The organism is Cohnella massiliensis (assembly GCF_900169535.1).
In the GTDB taxonomy this organism is placed as follows: Bacteria; Bacillota; Bacilli; order Paenibacillales; family Paenibacillaceae; genus Cohnella; species Cohnella algarum.
The window spans coordinates 1,550,638-1,569,755 of the sequence record NZ_LT821259.1 but is presented as its reverse complement, the minus strand read 5'-3'; the positions used below and the strand labels follow the sequence as shown (position 1 = coordinate 1,569,755).

The following is a 19,118-nucleotide window of genomic DNA, read 5'->3' as shown; positions in this document are numbered from 1 at the left end:
CCGGCTCCTTCGCCGCAAATGAAAAGGGATGCCGCGCCCGCGCCTGTCGCGCTCCGCAGCATCCCCCGGCCGCTACGCTCCGGACGACACTTTGTCTTCCGGGCTGCCGCCCGTTTCCTGTTCTTTTTCAATGGCGTTGCACTTGGCGCAAATGCCCTGGAAATCCAGACGGTGGTCCAGAACCGTAAAGTTGTACTCGTTCTCCAGCCGTTCTTCCAGCGGCGTCAGCCAGTCGTCCATAATTTCCGACATGGACCCGCATTTGACGCAAATCAAGTGATGGTGATGGTGCTTGTTCGTCTCCGCGCGCAAATCGTAGCGGGCAACCCCGTCGCCGAAATTCAGCTTTTCAACGATGTGCATTTCGCTTAACAGTTCAAGGGTTCGGTATACCGTGGCGAGACCGATCTCCGGCGCGATATCCTTGACGAGCATGAACACGTCTTCCGCGCTGAGATGGTCTTCTTCGTTCTCAAGGAGCACCCGGACTGTCGCTTCCCGCTGCGGAGTCAGTTTGTAGCCCTGCGATTGCAGTTGTTGCTTCACTTTCTCGATTCGGGCTTCCATCGTCTCTCCCCCTACAGCCGAACGGCGCACTTGTTTCCATTATAGGGGGAGGTCCTTCACGAAGTCAAACATCGGCCGCGGCCGGGACGACCAGCTCGAGCAGCATCGGGGACAAGTACGCTTCGTACGCCGCCGCGCACCCAAGCAGGAGCAGCATGACGAACGCGACGGCCGAATGCTGCAAAAAAGGCGGCAGCAGCTTGCCTTTTTTCCGGAACAGCCTTTCCCGCACGATATAGTAGGCAAAGCGGGAAGCCGATACGCTGGCGATCATGAACGCGGGAACGACGACGGCGTTTTGCGGCGCCACCGCGGCGAGCGAAACGAGTACTCCTTCCCACTCGAGCTGTCTGACGAACAGGCCGACCGCGAAGCCGATCAGCATGCCTTTCATGAAATCGAGCGCCAGCACGAGCGGCAGGCCGATGACGGACAAGCCGAGCAGCCAGATCAATCCCATCCATTTGAAATACAACGCAAATCGGCTCCAGAACGCCTCGCTCGATTGCAAGGACAACGGGTCGCCCGCGGAAGACAAATAAACGCCAAGCTCGTCGGCCAATTCCTGCTGCTGCTCGAAGGTGAGAGCGTTCACGAGCATCACGCCGAAAATAGCGCCGCAAAGCATGACAACGCCGATAAAAACGTACAGGTTCAGGTTGTCCCGCGCCGACAGACTCCAAGTACGAACGCTCACCGCATGCCCCCTCCCCGTCCGGCCAAGCTCCGTTTCGGTGATTATGTGTATGCCGGACAAGTCGGGTTTATTCGCCTTGCTTGATTTTGCCGTAAGCGCCGCCGGCGCCGGCGGCAAGCGCGAGATCGCCCGTCCGCGCCTTGACGATGAGAGATGCCAGCGCCTCTCCCGCGACGGCGGAGAGATCCGGATAGGGGACGAGGTGCAGCACGTTCATTTCCGAGCCGAAAGCATGGAGCAGCTTATCGAGCATGCGAGGGCCGAGTCCCGGAAAAAAAGAAAGCGGCACCTGACGGCGGTACGGGGGCCGCCCGGACAGCCGGAACGGCCGCTCGCGGTCGGCGAGCCGTTCGATTCGTCCGGAGACGCCCCGGACGAGCCGCTTGCTCCCGCAATCGGGGCAAACGTCCGCCTCTTCTTCGTGCGGCCGGAACGCCCGGCCGCACGCGGCGCACTGCGTGCCGTGGTACTTGCCGAGCAGCGGATGCAGCCCGATATTGGCCGTAATCCGCCGTCCTTGCTCGCCCGACAGCGCCTTGGCCCATTCGTCGAACGACGGCTCCTTCAGCAGCAGCTCGTTGCATTCCCTGCCGATCATCCGGGCCGAATGGGCGTCCGAATTCGTCAAAAACGGGTAGCGATCCAGCTCGGACAACCGGCTCGCCATGTCGCTGTCGGCGCTCAAGCCCAGCTCGACGGCGGCGATGCCGTCCGGCTCGAGCCTCGCGTCCAGCCGGTCGGCCGAGCAGCCCAGCAACCCGCGATGCGGCGTAAACGCATGCGCGGGCACCAGCTTGCCGCCCCGCGCGAGCACCTCCGCCTGCACCTCCCGGGCCGTCGTCCGGATGCGCTGGGAGCTCAGCCGGACGTTGGCCATTCGCGGCCGCATCCATTCCGTCCACCGCTTCATCGCTTCGAACGTCGGCAGGTAGGCCAGCAGGTGGAACGGCCCGCCTCCGGGCTCCCGGATTTCCAGCTCGCAGCCGAGCAAAATGACCGTCCGCCGATAGCGGATCCCGCCCCCGGCAATCTCCTCCATCTCCCCCTCGTCCAAAAGACGGGCGATATCGTCCTGCACGGGCGGAGAGTGGCCGTCGATGACGCCGACCAGCTCGACGCCCTTCCGTTCCGACGCTTCCTCCGCGATGGAACGGAACGTCAACTTCCGGCTGGCGCTGATTTTGACCGCTTCGCCGGACTCGCTGCTGCCGATATGCACGTGCAAATCGGCGAACACCCTTCTCAGCTCTTCCACTAGAACGTCCCGGTCAATGTCTTCAGGCGCCACAGCTGCACGGCCATCAGCGTTTTGGCGTCATAGATCCGGCCTTCGCGAATATATTGCTCCGCCTGCTCCAGCGTAATCGACTCGCAGGTGAGAAACTCTTCGTCGTCGAGATGGACGTCGCCCGGCTCCAGCTCGTCGGCGAAATACAGGTGAATAATCTCGTCCGCGAAGCCCGGGGAAGTGGAAAAGGTATGCAAATGGACGAGCGATTTCGCCCGGTATCCGGTTTCTTCCTCGAGCTCGCGAAGGGCGGCCTGCTCCGGCTCCTCGCCCGCGTCCAGCTTGCCGGCCGGAATTTCGACCTGGACAAGGTCGAGCGGCTTGCGGTATTGCTCGACGACGAGCAGCTTGCCGTCCAGCAGGGCTATGACGGCGACCGCGCCCGGATGGCGGATGATCTCCCGGGTGGCCGTTCCTCCGTCCGGCAGCCGTACCGTATCTACCTGCAAAGAGATGATTTTCCCCTCGAAAATCGGCTTCGTTTCGATCGTTTGTTCGTAAAAAGGATGCTTGCTTGCGTCCGTCGGATTCATTCGGTCGGGTTCCTCCTGTCATGAAAAAACGTAAAGCCGCATACCTTCAACATAAAGGCATGTCCGACGGAATGCAAGTCCGCCGCCAACGAGGACAAGGAGGAATCGCCATGTTGAAGCGCTACGTTTCGCAAGATCGCGTGCAGTGGACGGGAAAAGCCTGGGAGGTCCGCTACGCCCTTCGCCGGGCGAAACGGCAAAGCGGCGGAGACGTCCGGCTGGCGGACTGGCTCGCCGAGTCGGCCAAAGCCGCCAAACGCTAGACAGCCCGGATCGCCGGCGGCCTGAAGCCGGGAATGGAGACGCGAAGCCGGGTTCCGGAATTCCCCCACGGCCGCTTACCGGGTGCTCGTCAAGGAAGCGATACGTACCCGAACATCGCGGCATCCGGAGAGGTCGGGTGCCGGCTGCCGCCCTTCGGCTCCATCGTCAGCGCGATCGCTTCCCACAGCTCGGGCCGAACTCCCCTGCTGTACAAATGGGCATGGTTATTGTTGAACTCCAGCACGCCCAAATTGGCCAATTTTCCGCGCACAAGCGCCCACGCCTGCACGTCCAGCTTGTCGGAAGGGAGCATTCCGTCCAGCAGCAAAAACAGCTCCTGCGTCCGCACGTTGATCCATACCGTCTGCGTCGTTCCCGACGCAAGCGAAACGTTCGCAGCGTCCGATCCGGCCCCGAGCCGGTACATCACCGTATCCGGCCGGCTCATCACCGCTTCGCCGACAGGCACATGCTCTTTCGCGTAGCGCTGCGATTCGAGCAGAACCCGATCGCCGTCGGGCGTTTGCAGCAAGGCGATCGCGCCGGCCAGCAAGGCGAACGCCAGCCCGGCGGTGACGCCGGCCGCGCGCCAACGCTTCCCTTTCCGCCTCGTTTTCTCTTTCAGGCCGCGCCAGACGACATGCGCCTGCAAATGCCGCTTCCGCCACGTGCGCAGCTTCGGCCGGCTCTCCTCCGCATCGTCCCGGGCCGCCCGCCGCAGGAGGCCGCTCCACTGTTCGCTCGCTTTCGCGCAATCCGGGCAAGCTTCGCGATGGCGCAGCAGCTCGCTCGCGGCCATCGGGTCAAGGCGGCCCGAATGGTAATCAATCCATTTTTCCTCCGGCACTCCGCATTTCCGCAGTTCCATCGCCCGGCCTCCTTTCCGCTTCCGCCCAGCCCATTTTCACGAGCGCCCGCCTTAAATGATGAAGCCCGTAACGCATTCGCGACTTGACCGTCCCGAGCGGAACCTTCCAGGCTTCCGCCAGCTCGCTTTGGCTCCTCGAGGCGAAATACGCTTCGGCCAGCGCTCTCCGCTGCAAGCCCGGCAGCTCCTGGAGCGCTTTGCGCAGCGCTTCGCCCTCCAGCTTGGACAAGACCGCTTCCTCCGGCGAGCGGCTCGATCCGGAAGCCCGGCCGGCTTCCAGGTCCTCGCGCTCCGTCAGCAGCAGCTTCTTGTTGCGGCGAAGCCGGTCCAGGCAGCGGCTTTTCGTCTGCACGGCAAGCCACGCTTCGACCGAGCCGCGTCCCGGATCGAATTTTTCCGGATGCGAAATGACGGCGAGAAGCACGTCGTGGCATACGTCCTCCGCCTCCATCCGGTCCCCGAGCAACTGGCGCGCGATCGGCAGGATCAAGGGGACGGCCGACTCGTAAAACCGCTCGAACGCTTGCAGCGAGCCGCCGTTCATTTCCTCCAGGCATTGAGCCAATTCGGACGCCGAACCTTTCGTAAACGTTCCCATTTTGCTCCTCCGTATTTTCGGTATCCCTTATTTCATTCATATCAAAAACGAAATCCGTTGAAAACGATCCCGAGCCGTTTTTTACGTTTTTTTAAGCTCGTTTTAAGCAAATTTTTATCCTTTTTTTCGCCCAAAACGTAAATCCGTTCGCTTTCCTGGCGCGTAGATCCGATGAAAAAAAACAATATCCTCAGGAGGGTCCAAAGCGATGATCAAAGCATGGAAAGCAAGAACGAAACGGCTGACGGCAGCCGTGCTGCTGTTAAGCCTCGGGCTGCTTGCCGTATCCGGCCCGGCCTTCGCGTCCTCGGTCTACACGCCGTATACGAGCCTGTCCGCGGCGCCCGGCGAAACGGTATCCTACAGCGTCGATCTGATCAACGACAGCGGCTCGATCATGACCGCCGACCTTTCGCTCGACAAGGGCGGCACGAGCTGGGCGACGGAGCTGACCGCGGGCGGGCATCCGATCAGTCAGATCGCCGTCAAGCCGGGGGAGCAGCAGACGGTCAATCTGTCGGTTACCGTCCCCTACGAAGTAAACAAGGGCGCTTATACGTTCAGGCTCAACGCGGGAAGCTTCGGCGCGCTGAGTCTTAAAATCAACGTCTCCGAGCAGGGCTCCTACAAATCGGAGCTCACGACCGACCAGGTGAACATGCAGGGGACTTCCGATTCCACCTTCACCTACAGCCTGACGCTGAACAACCGGACGGCGAACAAGCAAAACTATGCGCTCGCGGCCGAAACGCCGGCCGGCTGGTCCGCCGTATTTTCGGTCAACAGCAACAACGTCACCGCCGTCGAAATCGAGCCGAATTCCTCGTCGTCCATTACCCTGACCGTCACTCCGTCCGAAAGCGCGACGGCCGAAACGTACCAGATTCCCGTCCGGGCGACGAACAACAGCACGACCGCGGAAGCGACGCTGGAGGCGGTCATTACCGGAACGTACGACCTGCAGCTGACGACGTCGGACGAACGCCTGAGCACGGATTTGACGGCGGGCGGTTCCCGCAACCTGGAAATGGTCGTCCGCAACACCGGCACGTCGGACCTGAGCGACATCAGCCTGACGGCGACGACGCCGACGGATTGGGAAGTGACGTTCGAGCCGAAAACGATTCCCGCGCTCAAGGCGGGCGAATCCGTTCCGGTCACGGCGACGATCAAATCGACGGACAGCTCGCTCGCCGGAGACTACGTGGTCGGCATGACCGCCCAGGCGGCGGAAAAATCGTCGGACGCCACGATCCGGGTGACCGTCGAAACTTCGGTGCTGTGGGGCTGGATCGGGGTGCTCATCATCCTTGCGGTGCTCGCCGGCATTTACGGCCTGTTCCGTAAATACGGGAGGCGGTAACCGGTGATGGAATCGGTCATCGAACTCAAGGAGCTGACGAAAAAATACGGCGAATTCACGGCCGTCGACAGGCTGAACCTGACGATACGGCCGGGCGAAATTTTCGGCCTGCTCGGACCGAACGGCGCCGGCAAGACGACGACGATTCTGATGATGCTCGGCCTCGCCGAACCGGACGCGGGGACGGCGACCGTCTGCGGCGTCGACGCCACGCGGCAGCCGATGCAGGTTAAACGGCGGGTCGGGTACATGCCCGACGACGTCGGCTTTTACGAGGACCGCACCGGCCTGGACAATCTCGTCTACACGGCGCGGCTGAACCGGGTCCCCGAGCCGGAAGCGCGCAAGCGGGCGCTTGAGCTGCTCGATCGGGTAGGCTTGGCCGCGGCCGCGCGCAAAAAAGTCGGCGCGTATTCCCGGGGGATGCGGCAGCGGCTCGGGCTTGCTGACGTGCTGATCAAAAAGCCGGAAGTGATCATTCTGGACGAGCCGACTCTCGGCATCGACCCGGAAGGGGTTCGGGAGCTGCTCGTGCTCATCCGGGATTTGAGCCGCAACGAAGGGCTCACCGTGCTGCTCTCCTCCCACCACCTCCATCAGGTGCAGCAAATTTGCGACCGCGTCGGCATTTTCGTCAAAGGCCGGCTGATCGCCGTCGGCGACCTGGACGAATTGGCCCTGCAGTTGGAGACCAAGGCCAACTATAAAGTAGAGCTGGACCTGGAAGGCTGGAACGAAGAGACGGAAAAAGCGCTCGCCGGCGTCGATTCGGTGCTGGAGGTCGAGCGTACCGAATCCGACGCGCTGAAAAGCGGCGGCCAAACGGGGGAGAAATCGGATATCGCGACCGTTCGCGTCATCAGCAGCAAGGACGTCACGCCGCTTTTGGCCGCGGCGGCCATCGGCCAAGGGGCCGCCCTGCACGGACTGCGCCCGGTGCGGTACGGGCTTGACGACATTTATCATCGTTATTTCGAAGGAGGCGGAAAGCCGTGAACGCATGGATCGAAAAGCTTCGGTCGACCTGGGGCGAACGGTTCCGCTTGCGGCCCGCCGGCGGAGAAGCGGCCGAAGGAGCGGCGCAGGCTGCCGTTCGCGCGCCCTCGCCGTTCTGGGTCATGGTGCAGAAAGAATTCGGGGACCACATACGGAGCTGGCGCTTCATCATCCTGATGTCGATCGTGACGCTCGCGTGTTTCGGCTCCATCTATACGGCCGTAACCGCCCTGAAAAGCGGTTCGGCGGCCTCGGCCGGAAGCGACACGTTTCTGTTTCTGCGCATGTTCACCGAGTCGGACGGATCGCTGCCCAACTTTTTGACGTTTATGTCGTTTTTGGCGCCGCTCATCGGCATCGCGATCGGCTTTGACGCCGTCAATTCCGAACGAAACAAGGGAACGCTCGGGCGCCTGCTGTCGCAGCCGATCTATCGCGACGATTTTCTGATCGCCAAGTTCGTCGCCGGGCTGCTGCTCATCGCGGTCGTCATTTTCTCGCTCGGCTTTCTCGTCATGGGCATGGGGCTGTTTACGATCGGCTATCCGCCGACGCCCGAGGAATTTTGGCGCGTCGTCGTCATGCTGGTCATGACGATCGTCTATGTCGGCTGGTGGCTGAACCTGTCGATCTTTTTCTCGGCGCGGTTCCGCCAGGCGGCGACCTCGGCGCTTTCCGGGATTGCGGTCTGGATCTTTTTTCTCGTGTTCTACAGTATGATCGTCAATCTCGTCGGCAATCTCCTCATCTCTTCCGACATGGCGGACGTGCAGTCGTACATCGACGCGCAAAGCAACCTGACGCTGCTGTCGCGGCTGTCTCCCTCGTATTTGTTCCAGGAGGCGACCTCGACCCTGCTGTATCCGGACGTCCGGACGCTCAATCCGTTCGTGACGCAGGATCAGGCCTATCTCGCCGTCAACGCGCCGCTTTCGTTCGGCCAGAGCCTGCTGCTCGTATGGCCGCAGGTGACGGCGCTCGTCGCGGAAACGGCGCTTATCTTCGCCGTTTCCTACGTGACGTTCATGCGGCAGGAAGTCCGCTCGCGCTCCTGATGCGGGCGGCCGCAAACGAACCGCCCTCCGGCTGCCGCCTGGCGAGCCGGAGGGCTTTTTTGGGGGAATGGGAGGACTCGGCGCATCGGAGATAACCTTTGTTGGAATTTATCCGATTAATAAATGCCGGTTTCGATTGGACAAATTCCACTGAAGCTGCGCCAACTCCACGCTCGCCGATGACGAAGCTCCGCCAACAAAAACGCGCCGCCGGAGCTTCCTCCGGCGGCGCGTTGATGCTATCGGTTATCATCCGTTCCACAGCATGAGCAGCACGACGACCGCGATAATGCCGAGGATATAAATCCCTCCGAGACGAAGCCATTTCCGGCCGGTTTGCTGGAAATAACGGGGATCCTCTTCCCGATTGCTCTTCGACTGGCCGATGACGATCGTCGCCGCCAGACCGATCGCGATAATCGCGACTCCCGCGGCCAATAACCACCCCATCCTGATCACCGCCAACTTGTCATTTCGTTCGCGAAGCAATTCCATTATAAATGACTTGCGCCTTCCGCGCACCAGCCATTCGCGAACGCCGGGCCCGTCCATCGGGATGAACGCCGGAGCCGCGTGCATCGGCTCGATCGCTTCACTCGACCGAATAAATCCGCGCTTCGTGCGGACGAAGCGTCGCGGGAAGCCCGGACTGCCCGACGTCCGCCGGATAATTGGCGAGCAGCAGCCGCACGTTCGCGCCGCGCAGCCTTGCCGGCCATTCGAGAGGGCTCGGCTCGTCCGAGTGGTTCAGCGCGATCAGCCAGGTCGTCCCCCCCAGCGTGCGCGTGTATACGTACAGCCGCTCGTCGTCCATCCATTCGGGAAGCTCCGCGAAGTCTCCGTACCCCATGACGTCGTTCTCCTTGCGGAGCCGGATCAGCTGTTGATAATACCGGTAGACCGAATCCGGGGCCGCCAAATCCTTGGTCGCATTAAGGTCCCGGTAGTTCGGATTGACGCGGATCCACGGCGTGCCGGTCGTAAAGCCGGCGTTCGGCGAATCGTCCCATTGCATCGGCGTCCGGGAATTGTCGCGGCTGAGCGGCTGCAGGCTCCGCAGCGCTTCCTGCGGATCGGCGCCGCCCCCGACGAGCTCCGCGTACTTGTTTTTCATCGCGATGTCGTCATATTCCTCGATCGAGCCGAAGCGCACGCCGGTCATCCCGATTTCCTCGCCCTGATAAATATAGGGTACGCCGGGCAGCGTGTGCAGCATCGTCGCGAGCAGCTTGGCGGACTGGACGCGGTAAGGCCCGTCGTTGCCGTAACGGCTCACCTGGCGCGTATGGTCGTGGTTGTTCAAAAACTGCGAGTTCGTGCCTTTTCCCCAAAGTCCTTCGTACCATCGGCGCTGAATCCGCTTGAAGCGGAGCATGTCCCATTCCGGCATTTCGTCGCAAATTTCGAAGTGGAAAAGCATGTTCAGCTCGCCCCGGTCTTCCCCGACGAACTTCAGCCCCTCCTCCGGGGTCACGAACGCGGCTTCGCCGACCGTGACGATATCGTAACGGGCGAACGTCCGCTCGTTCATCTCGCGCAAATAATCGTGCAGCCCGGGGTTGTTCGTCAAATACCGGATATCCGCGGGGTTTTCCGCGTCGGGAAACCCGTCGGGCTTGGCCAGCAGCGCGATCGCGTCCAGCCGGAAGCCGTCGATTCCCTTGTCCAGCCAAAACCTCATCGTCCGGTAAATTTCCTCGCGCAGCTCGGGGTTGCGCCAGTTCAAATCCGGCTGCTCGGAGGCGAACGAGTGAAAATAGTACTGCTCCGTCCGCTCGTCCCACGTCCAGGCCGACGGAGAGAAGTAGGAGCGCCAGTTGTTCGGCGCCCCGCCGTCCTTCGGATCCTTCCATATATACCAATCCCGCTTCGGATTGTCGCGGGACGAGCGCGACTCGACGAACCACGGATGCCGATCCGACGTATGATTGACGACCATGTCCATCATCAGCTTCATTCCGCGCCGGTGCGTCTCGCGAAGCAGCCGCTCCCACGTCTCCATCGTGCCGGCCTTTGCCATGACGGTTTCGTAATTCGAAATGTCGTAGCCGTTGTCCCGGTCGGGCGATTCGTACACCGGGTTCAGCCAGACGATATCGACGCCCAAGTCCCGGATATGGTCGAGCTTGCGGATCACCCCTTCGAGGTCGCCGCAGCCGTCGCCGTCCGAATCGTAAAAGCTTCTCCAATACACCTGATACACGACCGCTTTTTTCCACCATGCCTGGTTTGCGGCTGCCGCCATAGGTTCAACCCCCGTTCGTTTCTTTGGATGTCTTGGCGGGCGATCGCTTATTTTACCGCGCCGGCGGCAATGCCCTTAATGATGTATTTTTGCGCGAACATATAGAAAATGACGACCGGAATAATCGTCAGCGTCAGCCCGGCCATCGCGAGATTCCACTGAATCGTAAATTCGCCGAAGAAATAGAACGTCGACAGCGGAATCGTCCTCAAGCCTTTGTCCGACAGCGTCAGCGAAGGCAGCAAATAATCGTTCCACATGGCGATGACGTCGAGAATCGCGACGGTGATCGTGATCGTTTTGAGCATCGGAAACACGATCCGCCAGAACACGCCGAATTTGCTGCAGCCGTCGAGCGTGGCCGCTTCCTCCAGCGCGACCGGCACCGACTTGATGAAGCCGTGGTACAGAAACACCGCCATGCTGGCGTGAAAGCCGACGTTCATGAAAATCAGGCCGCCGTGCGTGTTCAGCATCGGGATGTGAAGGTGGGTGCGGATCCAGTCCATCACCTGCATCAGCGGCATCATCAACGTTTGGAACGGAATGAGCATTGTCGAAACGAAGACGAGAAAAATGACGCGGCTCAAGGCGTTGTCGGTCCGCACGAGCATCCAAGCCGTCATCGAGGCGAGGACGACGACGAACAGGACCGACACGAGCGTCACGAACAGCGAGTTGCCGAAAGCGGTAAAAAAGTTCATCTTGTCCATCGCTTCCGCATAGTACTCGAAGCTGAAGGAGGACGGGAGCGCAAGGGCGTTCTTGTACAGCTCCGCCCGGTTTTTGAACGAGTTGACGAGCATGATGTAGATCGGCGACAGGAAGGCCAGCGACAAAAGGACAAGCAGCGCTCCGAGCGCCGTGCGGCTTGTTGTCTTCATCAGAACTGGACCTCCCTTTTCTTCGTGATGATGACCTGCGTCAGCGTGACGGCCGCCACCAGGACGAAAAAGACGATCGCTTTCGCCTGTCCGAGCCCGTAATTGCCGTAGCCGAAAATTTCGTTGTAAATGTTCATCGCGAACAGCTCCGTCGCGTTGTTCGGCCCGCCCTTCGTCAGCGACAGGTTGACGTCGAATATTTTGAAGGCGCCCGACAGCGTCAGGAACAAGCATATCGTAAAGGAGGGCATCAGCAGCGGGAAGATGATTTTCGTCAGCCGGTGCCACAAATTCGCCCCGTCGACTTTGGCGGCTTCGTTCAGTTCGTCGGGAATGCCTTGTATGCCCGCGATGTACACCACCATCGTATAGCCCGCCATCTGCCACGTAAAGACGATCACCATCGCGTACAGCGCGAACTGCGGGTGAATGAGCCAATTAAAGAAAACCGATTCCATGCCCGTCTTTTCCCCGATGAACTTGAACGCGTCCGTAAAAATGAACTGCCAGATGTAGCCGAGAATAAGGCCGCCGATCAGGTTCGGCATGAAAAACATCGTTCGCGCCGCGTTGCCGCCGCGCAGCTTCGACGTAACGAGCAGCGAAAAGACGAGTCCGAGCAGGTTGACGAGCACGAGCGCCAGCACCGTAAATTCGATCGTCCGCCAAGCCGAAGTCAGAAAGCGCTCGTCGCGAAGCAGGTCGGCATAGTTGGCGAAGCCGACGAACACCTTCGGATTGGCGGGAATGCCGTCCCAACTGACGAAGGAATAGGCGATCCCGATAAAAAACGGAATGATGACCACGGTCGTAAAAACGATCAGCAGCGGCAGCGTAAACAGCGCGTACCAGGCTCTTTCTTTGCGTTTTCGTGTCGTCACATCGATTCACCGCTTTCCGGATGATAAAACGAAAACCTAACCCGTAAGGCGGCGTTAGGTTCTCGCGGGTAACGCTTGCAGCCGAAGCCGATTATTTGGCGCCTTTCGCCCACGCGGCGTCGAGGTTGGCCAGGAACTGCTCGCCGGTCATGTCCTTGTTCAGGAAAAATTCCTGCGCGGCCGGAGCCAAATCGTTGACGATGATCCCTTGCGGGAAGTAGTTCATCGCCCATGGAATCGTTTCACCGCTGTTCGTCGCTTCGTAAACCGCCTGTGACAGCGGATCGAGATTTTCCGCTTCGATGTTGGTCATCGCCGGGATGAACTTGAATTCGTTCACGATCGCGTTTTTGCCCGTTTCGCTCGTGAACATCCAGTTCAGGAACGCGTTGGCGGCCTTGATTTGATCCGCGCTCGCCTTGGCGTTGACAACCCAGTTGCTGGCGACGCCGACGGCGATTTTGTCGTTGCCGGAAAGCGGAAGCGCCGTCATGCCGATGTCGAAGCCGAGGTCGCCGAAGTCCGCAAGCATGCCGTAGCTCCAGTTGCCTTGATGAACCATGGCCGTTTCGCCGACGGCGAAGTCGCCCATCTGGGTGTCGTATTTCACTTCGAGCGGATTTTCCGCGTTGGCGCGAATCGCCTCCAAGAATCGGGCGAATTCCTGGAACTCCTTCGTGTCGGCCATCTTGACCTCGCCGTTGTTCAGCTTGGCGATGAAATCCTGCGGATCGGCCTGCAGCGCGAACGGCGTGTTCATGATGTGGCCGATGAGGAAGTAAGCTTCCTGGGACAGGCTGATGCCGTTTTTGCCTTCCGCCTTGAATTTCTCCAGCAGCTGCGTGAACGAAGCCAGGTCCGTCATTTGCTGCGGATCGACCAGACTCTTGTTGTAGACGAGCCCGAAGCCTTCCACCCCGTAAGGAACGCCGACGACTTTGTCGCCATCCTTGAGCGCCATGTCGGGCGCGATGTTTTTCGCATAGTCTTCATTGCTCAGATCCGCGAAATAAGACTTGAACTTTTCCGCCTCTTCCCCGGTGGCGACGCTGAACACGGTCGGCCCTTCGCCCGCCGTCAGCTTGGCCTGCAGCTGCGTCGCGTAAGCGTCGCCGGCCGAGCCCCACACTTCCACTTCGTTTCCGGTTTCTTCCTTATATTTCTCTGCTAGCGCTTCCAAAGGCTCGGCAATTTCGACCTTCGATTGGAACAGCGAGATTTTCACCTGCTTTTCGGCGGCGCCGCCCGGCGACGCCTCGGGAGACGACGTGCTGGAAGCGGTCGGAGAACCGGCTCCCGCATTCCCGTTCGACGAGCCCCCGCAAGCGCTCAAAACTCCGATCATGGCCGACACGGTTAGTAAAATTATCGATCTTTTTACTTTCCTCATCTGGTCTTCCCCCTCGTTTTTAGTGAATGGAGTAAAACTTTATTAAAATACGCTTTACACCCCCATCATATGCAAACATTAAAGCGCTGTCAACCGGTTTTGGTAGCGTTATCAGTAAATTTTAAGTAAAATATTTAGTAAAACATAGATTAGTCAATAAATTTTGTTCGCAAAATTACCGCGTCGTTTTTCGCCACTTGATGCCTGCGCCGATTTTGAACGGCATCGTGCTTTCCGTCCCCTGAATCATTTCGAGCAGTTTCTTCGCCGCCAGGTAGCCGCTTTCGTAGCGCGGAATCGAAATCGTCGTCAGCCCGGCGACGGCGGCCGTTTCCGAATCGTCGAAGCCGGTCACCGCCACGTCTTCCGGCACGCGGACGCCGTTTTCCTCGAACGCCCGGATCGCGCCCAATGCCATATTGTCGCTCGCGCAGACGAGCATTTCCGGCAAATCGTTGCTGAGCAGCATCAGCTTGGCCGCCTGATAGCCGCTGTTTTCGCGGTAGTTGCCGTGATAGTAATGCTTCTGGTCGAAGGCGATCCCGTTTTTTGCAAGCGTTTCCACAAGGGCGGCGAACCGCTCCTTGTTATCGAGCGTAAAACTGTGTCCCCCGATGAAGCCGAATTTGCGGTAGCCTTTGTCGACGAGGGCCTGCACCATCTCGCACATGATCGGATAGTTGTCCACGATGACGCTTTTGGCGTTGACCCGGTCGCTTTCGAGAATCCGGTCCATCATCACGACGGGCATGCCGGGACCGGCCGCGGAAACGAGCGCCTCGTCCGTCATGCTTCCGTCGAGGATGATCGCTCCGCTCGCAAAACTCGGCCGCAGGAAGCTTTCGCTGGACGAATGGGTGCAGATAATAAAATCGTACCCGTTTTCCGTCAGGCAATCGCTCAGCCCCTGAATGATTTTCAAATAAAAATCGCGGTCGAAATCGCTGTATATGAACACGATCGTGCGGCTCGCCCCCGCCCGTCCCTTTTTCGCCTCCGCCGCGGGGCTGTAACCGTATTCGGCGCAAATTCGAAGAACCTTTTCCCGCGTCTCCTTCCCCACGTTTTTGCGTCCGTTGAGCACGTTGGAAACGGTGGAAATCGACACCTCCGCCATTTTGGCGATTTCCTTCAGTCCGACCATTTCGGCGACCTCCAATAAAACGTTTTAATAATTTAACTATAACAACGGTTTATTTTTTTGTAAATTTTACTTTTGTGGAAAATGGCGAATTTTCTTAAGCGATTGCGGCAAAGTTTGTTTCGAGGGGGGAAGCGAATTTCGAGTTCGCCGCATCATCGTTCGCTTGGGCGCGACAATTTCGGCGATTTTGGGGTTGGCTTGCTCGGAAGTTTTTCAATAAAAAGAACTCCTGAACGGGATGACGTTGGGTTCGTCGAAGCTTGGTTGGATTTTGTCCAATCAAAACCGGTATTTTCACGAAATACGTTATCTTCGCTGGATTTTGTCCAATCTGGCGAGGCCTTTTCCGCGTTTTTGCCCAAATTTCATGCTTCTCGTTGGATAAAATCCACTCTGGACAACGGTTTCCCCGTTTTCTGCTCCCTCGATTGGACAAAATCCAACATAAGTTCCCTGCGCTTGGACTGCCCCCTCCTCATCCCCTAATTTTCTACAAAACTCTTTAGCTAGATAAAGACTTGAATTTTCCGACTATGCCAAAAAACCATCCGAGTCGGGTGGCGGAATACCTTCTCTTCCCGTCCGTCGACCGCCGACATGCAGCGGTACGCCGGTGCCGGGACGTCTGCCCACGGACCGCCGACATGCAGCGGTACGCCGGTGCCGGAGCATCCGTGCGCAAGGGGCCCGGCTGTATCGCGCACGGTACAAGCCAGAGCCCCGCGTGACGTCAAGACCGGCCGCGCTCTCGGGCCATCTCCTGCGCGATGAGATGTCAAGCCCGGCCGCGTTCGGCCATCTCCTGCACGATGGCAAGCACGAGCTCGGTCGTCAGGACGAGATTGTCGGCCTTGATTTGTTCCTTCGTCGTATGAATGTTCTCGTATCCGACGGCGAGATTGACGGTCGGCACGCCTTTGCCGTTGAAAATATTGGCGTCGCTGCCGCCGCCCGATTTGAACGTTCTCGGCTCGAGGCCGATCCGGCCGATCGCCGCTTTGGCGACCTGCACGACCTCGTCGTCTTCGCCGAACGAGAACGACGGGTAAATGATTTCGCTCGAAAACTCGGCCTCGGCGAGAAACTCCCGGGCGGCCGATTCCACCGCCTCGCGCATCGCCGCCACTTGCCGGTCGAGCTTCGCCGAATCGATGCTTCGCGCTTCCGCGTCGATTCGCACGTAGTCGCAGACGATATTGGTCGGCCCGCCTCCGGCGAAACGGCCGATGTTGGCCGTCGTTTCCTTGTCGATCCGGCCGAGCGGCATCCGGGAAATCGCCTTGGACGCAACTTGGATCGCGCTGATCCCGTCTTCCGGATTGACGCCGGCATGCGCGGATTTCCCTCGGATCGCGAAGACGATCTTCGCCTGCGACGGCGCCGCCGCCGCGATATCCCCGATCTTGCCGTTGGAATCGAGCGCGAAGCCGATTTTGCCCCGGAGCCGTTCCGCGTTCATCGCTCTCGCTCCGACCAATCCGGACTCTTCTCCGACCGTGATGACGAACTGGATCGGTCCGTGGGCTATTTCTTGTTCCCGGATGACGCGCAGCGCTTCGAGCATAGCCGCAAGTCCGGCCTTGTCGTCGCTGCCGAGAATCGTCGTGCCGTCGCTGCGGATATACCCGTCCTCGTCCAAACGCGGCTTGACGCCGCGTCCGGGCGTGACCGTATCCATATGCGAAGTGAACAGCAGCGCCGGCGCCGATTCGAGCCCCGGCGAGGCCGGCAGCCAGGCGAACAGGTTGCCCGCCCCGTGCCCGGTCGCCTCCCGCGCGTCGTCTTCGGTCACTTCGCAGCCGAGGGCGGCGAATTTATCGCGCAGCTCGCGGCTGATTTCCTGTTCGAATCCGGTCTCGCTGTCGATTTGGACAAGCTCCATAAATTCGGCGATAAGCCGTTCCCGCTGCACCATTCGTATTCCTCCCGCTCGCCTTGGATCTTCATTTGCGTTACAATATACAGGATGGCCGCGCAGCTTATGCGCTTGAAAGACGATTCAACTCGAAAAGGAGGATCGCCCATGAACAACAAACGGCTGTTCAAGATTATCGTCTACGTCATGCTTTTCGCCATGGTCGCCTCGACCGTGCTGATGTCCGTCGGCACGTTGATCGGCTGATTCGCTTCGTCATAGCCGAACACGCGGATAAAATGCGGCAGCAGCCGCCGGCCGATCTCGTGCACCTCGTACTCTTGTCCCGTCAAGGCTTCCAGCGATGTGACGCCGAATTCGCTGATCCCGCACGGCACGATGCTCTGGAAGCCTTCCGCCTCCACCTGCCGCTTGACGTTAAAGGCAAACCCGTGGCTCGTCACGAAACCTCTGCGCGTTTTGGCCCGGTTGAACTTGACGCCGATCGCGGCGATTTTTTCGTCTCCGACCCATACTCCCGTGTACTCCGGCTTTCGCCCGCCCGTTATGCCGAACTCCGCCAACAGCCCGATAATCGCCTCTTCCAGGCTCCGCAAATAAGCGTGCAGGTCGAGACCGACCGCATCTAGATAGAGCAGCGGATACCCGACGAGCTGTCCCGGCCCGTGGTACGTGATGTCTCCGCCGCGGTCGATTTGATAAACGCCGATCCCCCGCCGTTCCAATTCCTCGGGCCCGATCAGCAAATGCTCCGGATGCCGGTCCGAACCGAGCGTGTAGGTAGGCGGATGCTCGAGCAGCAGCAGCGTATCCCCGATCCGCTCCCGGTCGATCTCTCGAACGAGCCGCTTCTGGAACTCCCATGCTTCCCCGTAATCGACTCGCGTAACGAACGCGGCTGTCAACGTTTTCATCCTGTGTGCGCCTCCCGTTTGCGGCTTGCCCCCGATACGGCCAAGGACCGCGCCGCCGGCTTGTCGGCAGGCTCGCTTTCCGAACCCCCGATCGGCCGGCGGGCAGTCCTTCGCTTTTCGACTAAAACGGCAGCTTCGTCTTTGCCTTTTCCCGCATGGTTCTCGTTCAATACAGCTTCGTATTCTTGTCGTAGCTTTCCAGATTGGCTTTGACCCGCTGGTGGAATTTTCCGCAAATGACCCCGTCCAAAATCCGGTGGTCGAACGACAGGCACAAATTGACCATGGAGCGGATGCCGATCATGTCGTTCAGGACGACCGGGCGCTTGACGATCGTTTCGAACGTCAATATCGCCGCCTGAGGGTAGTTGATAATCGGCACGGACTGCACCGATCCGAACGTGCCGGTGTTGTTGACGGTAAACGTGCCGCCCTGCAGGTCGGCCAGCTTCAGCTTGTTTTCGCGCGTCCGGCGCGCCAGGTCGTGGATCTCGTGAGCCAGGCCGACGATGTTTTTCTGATCGGCGTTGCGAATGACCGGCGTCAGCACCGAGTCCTCGGTTCCGACCGCAAGCGAGATGTTAATATCCCGTTTGACGATGATTTTATCGTCCGCCCAAACCGAGTTCATAATCGGGAACTCCTTGAGCGCTCCGACGACCGCTTTGATCAGGAACGGCATGTACGTAAGGTTGATGCCCTCCTGCTCCCGGAAATCGTCCTTCAAAAGATTGCGAAGCTCGACAAGATGCGTAATGTCGACTTCGACCATCGTCCAGGCGTGCGGAATTTCGCTCACGCTTTGGCGCATGTTTTTGGCGATCGTTTTGCGGATCGGCGTGACGTCGATGTAATACTCGCGGCCCGGCCCGACCTTGCCTTCGACCTCGACCGTCGGCATTCGGGCAGCGTCGGCGGCGGGTTCCGGGCGACTCGGCCGGGCGGGGGCTGCCGACGGCTCGGGAGCAGGCCGTCCGGCGGACGGCGCCGGCGAAGCGGCGAAGCCTCCCGTCTGGACGGCCTGCAGCACGTCCTTGCGCGTAATGCGCCCCCCGAGCCCGGTGCCGTTCACCCGGCTCAAGTCAAGCCCATGCTCGGCCGCAAGCCGTTGAACGGCCGGCGAATAGCGCCCGCGCATCGGCGCGCCCGGGTCGAACGCCGCCGCCGGAGCCGGGATCGCCGCGCCCGGACGGGCGGAAGCGGGCGCCGCGGGAACGGAAGGAGCGGCGCTTCCTTCCGCCCGCTCAGGAACGCCGTCCGCTTCGGCCGCCGAATCGGCTTCCGTTTCGATCAAGCCGATCGGAGAGCCGACGGCGACTTCCTCGCCCTCTCCCACGAGCTTTTTGACGAGCACGCCGGCAATCGTCGCCGGCAGCTCGGCGTTTACTTTATCCGTTTGAATTTCGCACAGCGGCTCGTACATTTCCACCCGGTCGCCCGGCTCCTTGAGCCAACGGTCGATCGTAGCCGACACCAGCGACTCGGCCAGCTGCGGCATGATGATTTCCGCGATTTTTTTTGCCATGTGCGCCGTTCACTCCTCTCCGGCATATTG

General features: G+C 59.9%; 21 protein-coding genes. 5 read left to right on the top strand and 16 right to left on the bottom strand.

The genetic code is table 11. The annotated features are described in order from the left end of the window. Positions 1–72: 72 nt before the first annotated feature. The 4 genes from fur to B7E11_RS21020 form a co-directional block, all read right to left on the bottom strand. Positions 73–567: a ferric iron uptake transcriptional regulator gene (gene fur / locus B7E11_RS21035; protein ID WP_080838487.1), complete on the bottom strand. Its 495-nt coding sequence runs from the start codon at positions 565–567 to the stop codon at positions 73–75. Between the two features lie 64 nt (positions 568–631). Further along, positions 632–1,264 carry a stage II sporulation protein M gene (spoIIM, locus tag B7E11_RS21030; RefSeq protein WP_080838484.1) on the bottom strand — a complete coding sequence of 211 codons (633 nt, stop codon included), beginning with the start codon at positions 1,262–1,264 and terminating at the stop codon, positions 632–634. A 67-nt stretch (positions 1,265–1,331) separates the two neighbouring features. After that, the gene (locus B7E11_RS21025; protein WP_245809783.1) at positions 1,332–2,552 is read right to left on the bottom strand and encodes an endonuclease Q family protein; all 1,221 of its coding nucleotides are present in this window, start codon (positions 2,550–2,552) and stop codon (positions 1,332–1,334) included. Beyond that, on the bottom strand, positions 2,519–3,085 hold the full coding sequence (locus B7E11_RS21020) for an NUDIX hydrolase (protein ID WP_080838479.1): 567 nt from the start codon (positions 3,083–3,085) through the stop codon (positions 2,519–2,521). Before B7E11_RS21020 ends, B7E11_RS21025 begins: the two co-directional genes overlap by 34 nt. A gap of 110 nt (positions 3,086–3,195) precedes the next feature. Between B7E11_RS21020 and B7E11_RS29705 the strand changes: the two genes are divergently transcribed. Further along, complete coding sequence (locus B7E11_RS29705; RefSeq protein ID WP_176220841.1) at positions 3,196–3,348, top strand: hypothetical protein; 153 nt, start codon at positions 3,196–3,198, stop codon at positions 3,346–3,348. A gap of 89 nt (positions 3,349–3,437) precedes the next feature. Here the strand turns inward: B7E11_RS29705 and B7E11_RS21015 are convergent, their stop codons facing one another. Then, positions 3,438–4,217, bottom strand: coding sequence for an anti-sigma factor (locus tag B7E11_RS21015; protein WP_080838475.1), 780 nt, complete (start codon positions 4,215–4,217; stop codon positions 3,438–3,440). Continuing rightward, entirely contained in the window at positions 4,174–4,815 is a 642-nt protein-coding gene (locus B7E11_RS21010; RefSeq protein ID WP_080838472.1) for an RNA polymerase sigma factor, read from the bottom strand. Before B7E11_RS21010 ends, B7E11_RS21015 begins: the two co-directional genes overlap by 44 nt. A 208-nt stretch (positions 4,816–5,023) precedes the next feature. On the opposite strand from B7E11_RS21010, the gene B7E11_RS21005 reads away from it, so the two are divergent. Genes B7E11_RS21005 through B7E11_RS20995 form a run of 3 tightly spaced genes read left to right on the top strand, consistent with a single transcriptional unit; the run spans position 5,024 to position 8,229 of the window. Continuing rightward, positions 5,024–6,178, top strand: coding sequence for a COG1470 family protein (locus B7E11_RS21005; protein WP_080838469.1), 1,155 nt, complete (start codon positions 5,024–5,026; stop codon positions 6,176–6,178). 6 nt (positions 6,179–6,184) lie between these two features. Next, positions 6,185–7,174 (top strand): ABC transporter ATP-binding protein, encoded by a 990-nt coding sequence (locus B7E11_RS21000; RefSeq protein WP_080838466.1) that lies wholly within the window; start codon positions 6,185–6,187, stop codon positions 7,172–7,174. After that, positions 7,171–8,229: an ABC transporter permease gene (locus B7E11_RS20995; protein ID WP_139787271.1), complete on the top strand. Its 1,059-nt coding sequence runs from the start codon at positions 7,171–7,173 to the stop codon at positions 8,227–8,229. The genes B7E11_RS21000 and B7E11_RS20995 overlap by 4 nt, the downstream gene beginning before the upstream one ends. Before the next feature lie 249 nt (positions 8,230–8,478). Here B7E11_RS20995 and B7E11_RS29150 read toward each other — a convergent pair whose 3' ends face one another. The 8 genes from B7E11_RS29150 to B7E11_RS20960 form a co-directional block, all read right to left on the bottom strand. Beyond that, positions 8,479–8,679 carry a hypothetical protein gene (locus B7E11_RS29150; protein WP_139787270.1) on the bottom strand — a complete coding sequence of 67 codons (201 nt, stop codon included), beginning with the start codon at positions 8,677–8,679 and terminating at the stop codon, positions 8,479–8,481. Positions 8,680–8,821: 142 nt separating this feature from the next. Further along, on the bottom strand, positions 8,822–10,474 hold the full coding sequence (locus B7E11_RS20985; protein WP_080838459.1) for a glycoside hydrolase family 13 protein: 1,653 nt from the start codon (positions 10,472–10,474) through the stop codon (positions 8,822–8,824). 47 nt (positions 10,475–10,521) lie between these two features. Beyond that, positions 10,522–11,358, bottom strand: coding sequence for a carbohydrate ABC transporter permease (locus tag B7E11_RS20980; RefSeq protein ID WP_080838457.1), 837 nt, complete (start codon positions 11,356–11,358; stop codon positions 10,522–10,524). Next, on the bottom strand, positions 11,358–12,239 hold the full coding sequence (locus B7E11_RS20975) for a carbohydrate ABC transporter permease (protein WP_080838454.1): 882 nt from the start codon (positions 12,237–12,239) through the stop codon (positions 11,358–11,360). The genes B7E11_RS20980 and B7E11_RS20975 overlap by 1 nt, the downstream gene beginning before the upstream one ends. A 91-nt stretch (positions 12,240–12,330) precedes the next feature. Then, positions 12,331–13,629 carry a sugar ABC transporter substrate-binding protein gene (locus B7E11_RS20970; protein ID WP_080838451.1) on the bottom strand — a complete coding sequence of 433 codons (1,299 nt, stop codon included), beginning with the start codon at positions 13,627–13,629 and terminating at the stop codon, positions 12,331–12,333. Between the two features lie 175 nt (positions 13,630–13,804). Continuing rightward, positions 13,805–14,773, bottom strand: coding sequence for a LacI family DNA-binding transcriptional regulator (locus B7E11_RS20965; protein ID WP_080838448.1), 969 nt, complete (start codon positions 14,771–14,773; stop codon positions 13,805–13,807). Positions 14,774–14,925: 152 nt separating this feature from the next. Next, positions 14,926–15,135, bottom strand: coding sequence for a hypothetical protein (locus tag B7E11_RS29145; RefSeq protein WP_139787269.1), 210 nt, complete (start codon positions 15,133–15,135; stop codon positions 14,926–14,928). Between the two features lie 413 nt (positions 15,136–15,548). Beyond that, entirely contained in the window at positions 15,549–16,688 is a 1,140-nt protein-coding gene (locus B7E11_RS20960) for a M20/M25/M40 family metallo-hydrolase (protein WP_080838445.1), read from the bottom strand. Positions 16,689–16,739: 51 nt separating this feature from the next. Between B7E11_RS20960 and prli42 the strand changes: the two genes are divergently transcribed. Continuing rightward, positions 16,740–16,895: a stressosome-associated protein Prli42 gene (gene prli42, locus B7E11_RS31035; protein ID WP_425430072.1), complete on the top strand. Its 156-nt coding sequence runs from the start codon at positions 16,740–16,742 to the stop codon at positions 16,893–16,895. On the opposite strand, the gene lipB is transcribed toward prli42, so the two are convergent. Then, on the bottom strand, positions 16,829–17,563 hold the full coding sequence (gene lipB, locus B7E11_RS20955) for a lipoyl(octanoyl) transferase LipB (protein WP_080838441.1): 735 nt from the start codon (positions 17,561–17,563) through the stop codon (positions 16,829–16,831). The two genes, prli42 and lipB, sit on opposite strands and share 67 nt — an antisense overlap. A gap of 166 nt (positions 17,564–17,729) precedes the next feature. Next, the gene (locus B7E11_RS20950) at positions 17,730–19,088 is read right to left on the bottom strand and encodes a dihydrolipoamide acetyltransferase family protein (RefSeq protein ID WP_080838437.1); all 1,359 of its coding nucleotides are present in this window, start codon (positions 19,086–19,088) and stop codon (positions 17,730–17,732) included. Positions 19,089–19,118 lie beyond the last annotated feature (30 nt).

Coding starts and splice junctions, on each gene's coding strand:
- fur (WP_080838487.1), bottom strand. CDS start 567: ATGGAAGCCCGAATCGAGAAAGTGAAGCAACAACTGCAATCGCAGGGC.
- B7E11_RS21020 (WP_080838479.1), bottom strand. CDS start 3,085: ATGAATCCGACGGACGCAAGCAAGCATCCTTTTTACGAACAAACGATC.
- B7E11_RS29705 (WP_176220841.1), top strand. CDS start 3,196: ATGTTGAAGCGCTACGTTTCGCAAGATCGCGTGCAGTGGACGGGAAAA.
- B7E11_RS21015 (WP_080838475.1), bottom strand. CDS start 4,217: ATGGAACTGCGGAAATGCGGAGTGCCGGAGGAAAAATGGATTGATTAC.
- B7E11_RS21010 (WP_080838472.1), bottom strand. CDS start 4,815: ATGGGAACGTTTACGAAAGGTTCGGCGTCCGAATTGGCTCAATGCCTG.
- B7E11_RS21005 (WP_080838469.1), top strand. CDS start 5,024: ATGATCAAAGCATGGAAAGCAAGAACGAAACGGCTGACGGCAGCCGTG.
- B7E11_RS21000 (WP_080838466.1), top strand. CDS start 6,185: ATGGAATCGGTCATCGAACTCAAGGAGCTGACGAAAAAATACGGCGAA.
- B7E11_RS29150 (WP_139787270.1), bottom strand. CDS start 8,679: ATGGGGTGGTTATTGGCCGCGGGAGTCGCGATTATCGCGATCGGTCTG.
- B7E11_RS20985 (WP_080838459.1), bottom strand. CDS start 10,474: ATGGCGGCAGCCGCAAACCAGGCATGGTGGAAAAAAGCGGTCGTGTAT.
- B7E11_RS20980 (WP_080838457.1), bottom strand. CDS start 11,358: ATGAAGACAACAAGCCGCACGGCGCTCGGAGCGCTGCTTGTCCTTTTG.
- B7E11_RS20970 (WP_080838451.1), bottom strand. CDS start 13,629: ATGAGGAAAGTAAAAAGATCGATAATTTTACTAACCGTGTCGGCCATG.
- B7E11_RS20965 (WP_080838448.1), bottom strand. CDS start 14,773: ATGGTCGGACTGAAGGAAATCGCCAAAATGGCGGAGGTGTCGATTTCC.
- B7E11_RS20960 (WP_080838445.1), bottom strand. CDS start 16,688: ATGGTGCAGCGGGAACGGCTTATCGCCGAATTTATGGAGCTTGTCCAA.
- prli42 (WP_425430072.1), top strand. CDS start 16,740: ATGGCCGCGCAGCTTATGCGCTTGAAAGACGATTCAACTCGAAAAGGA.
- lipB (WP_080838441.1), bottom strand. CDS start 17,563: ATGAAAACGTTGACAGCCGCGTTCGTTACGCGAGTCGATTACGGGGAA.
- B7E11_RS20950 (WP_080838437.1), bottom strand. CDS start 19,088: ATGGCAAAAAAAATCGCGGAAATCATCATGCCGCAGCTGGCCGAGTCG.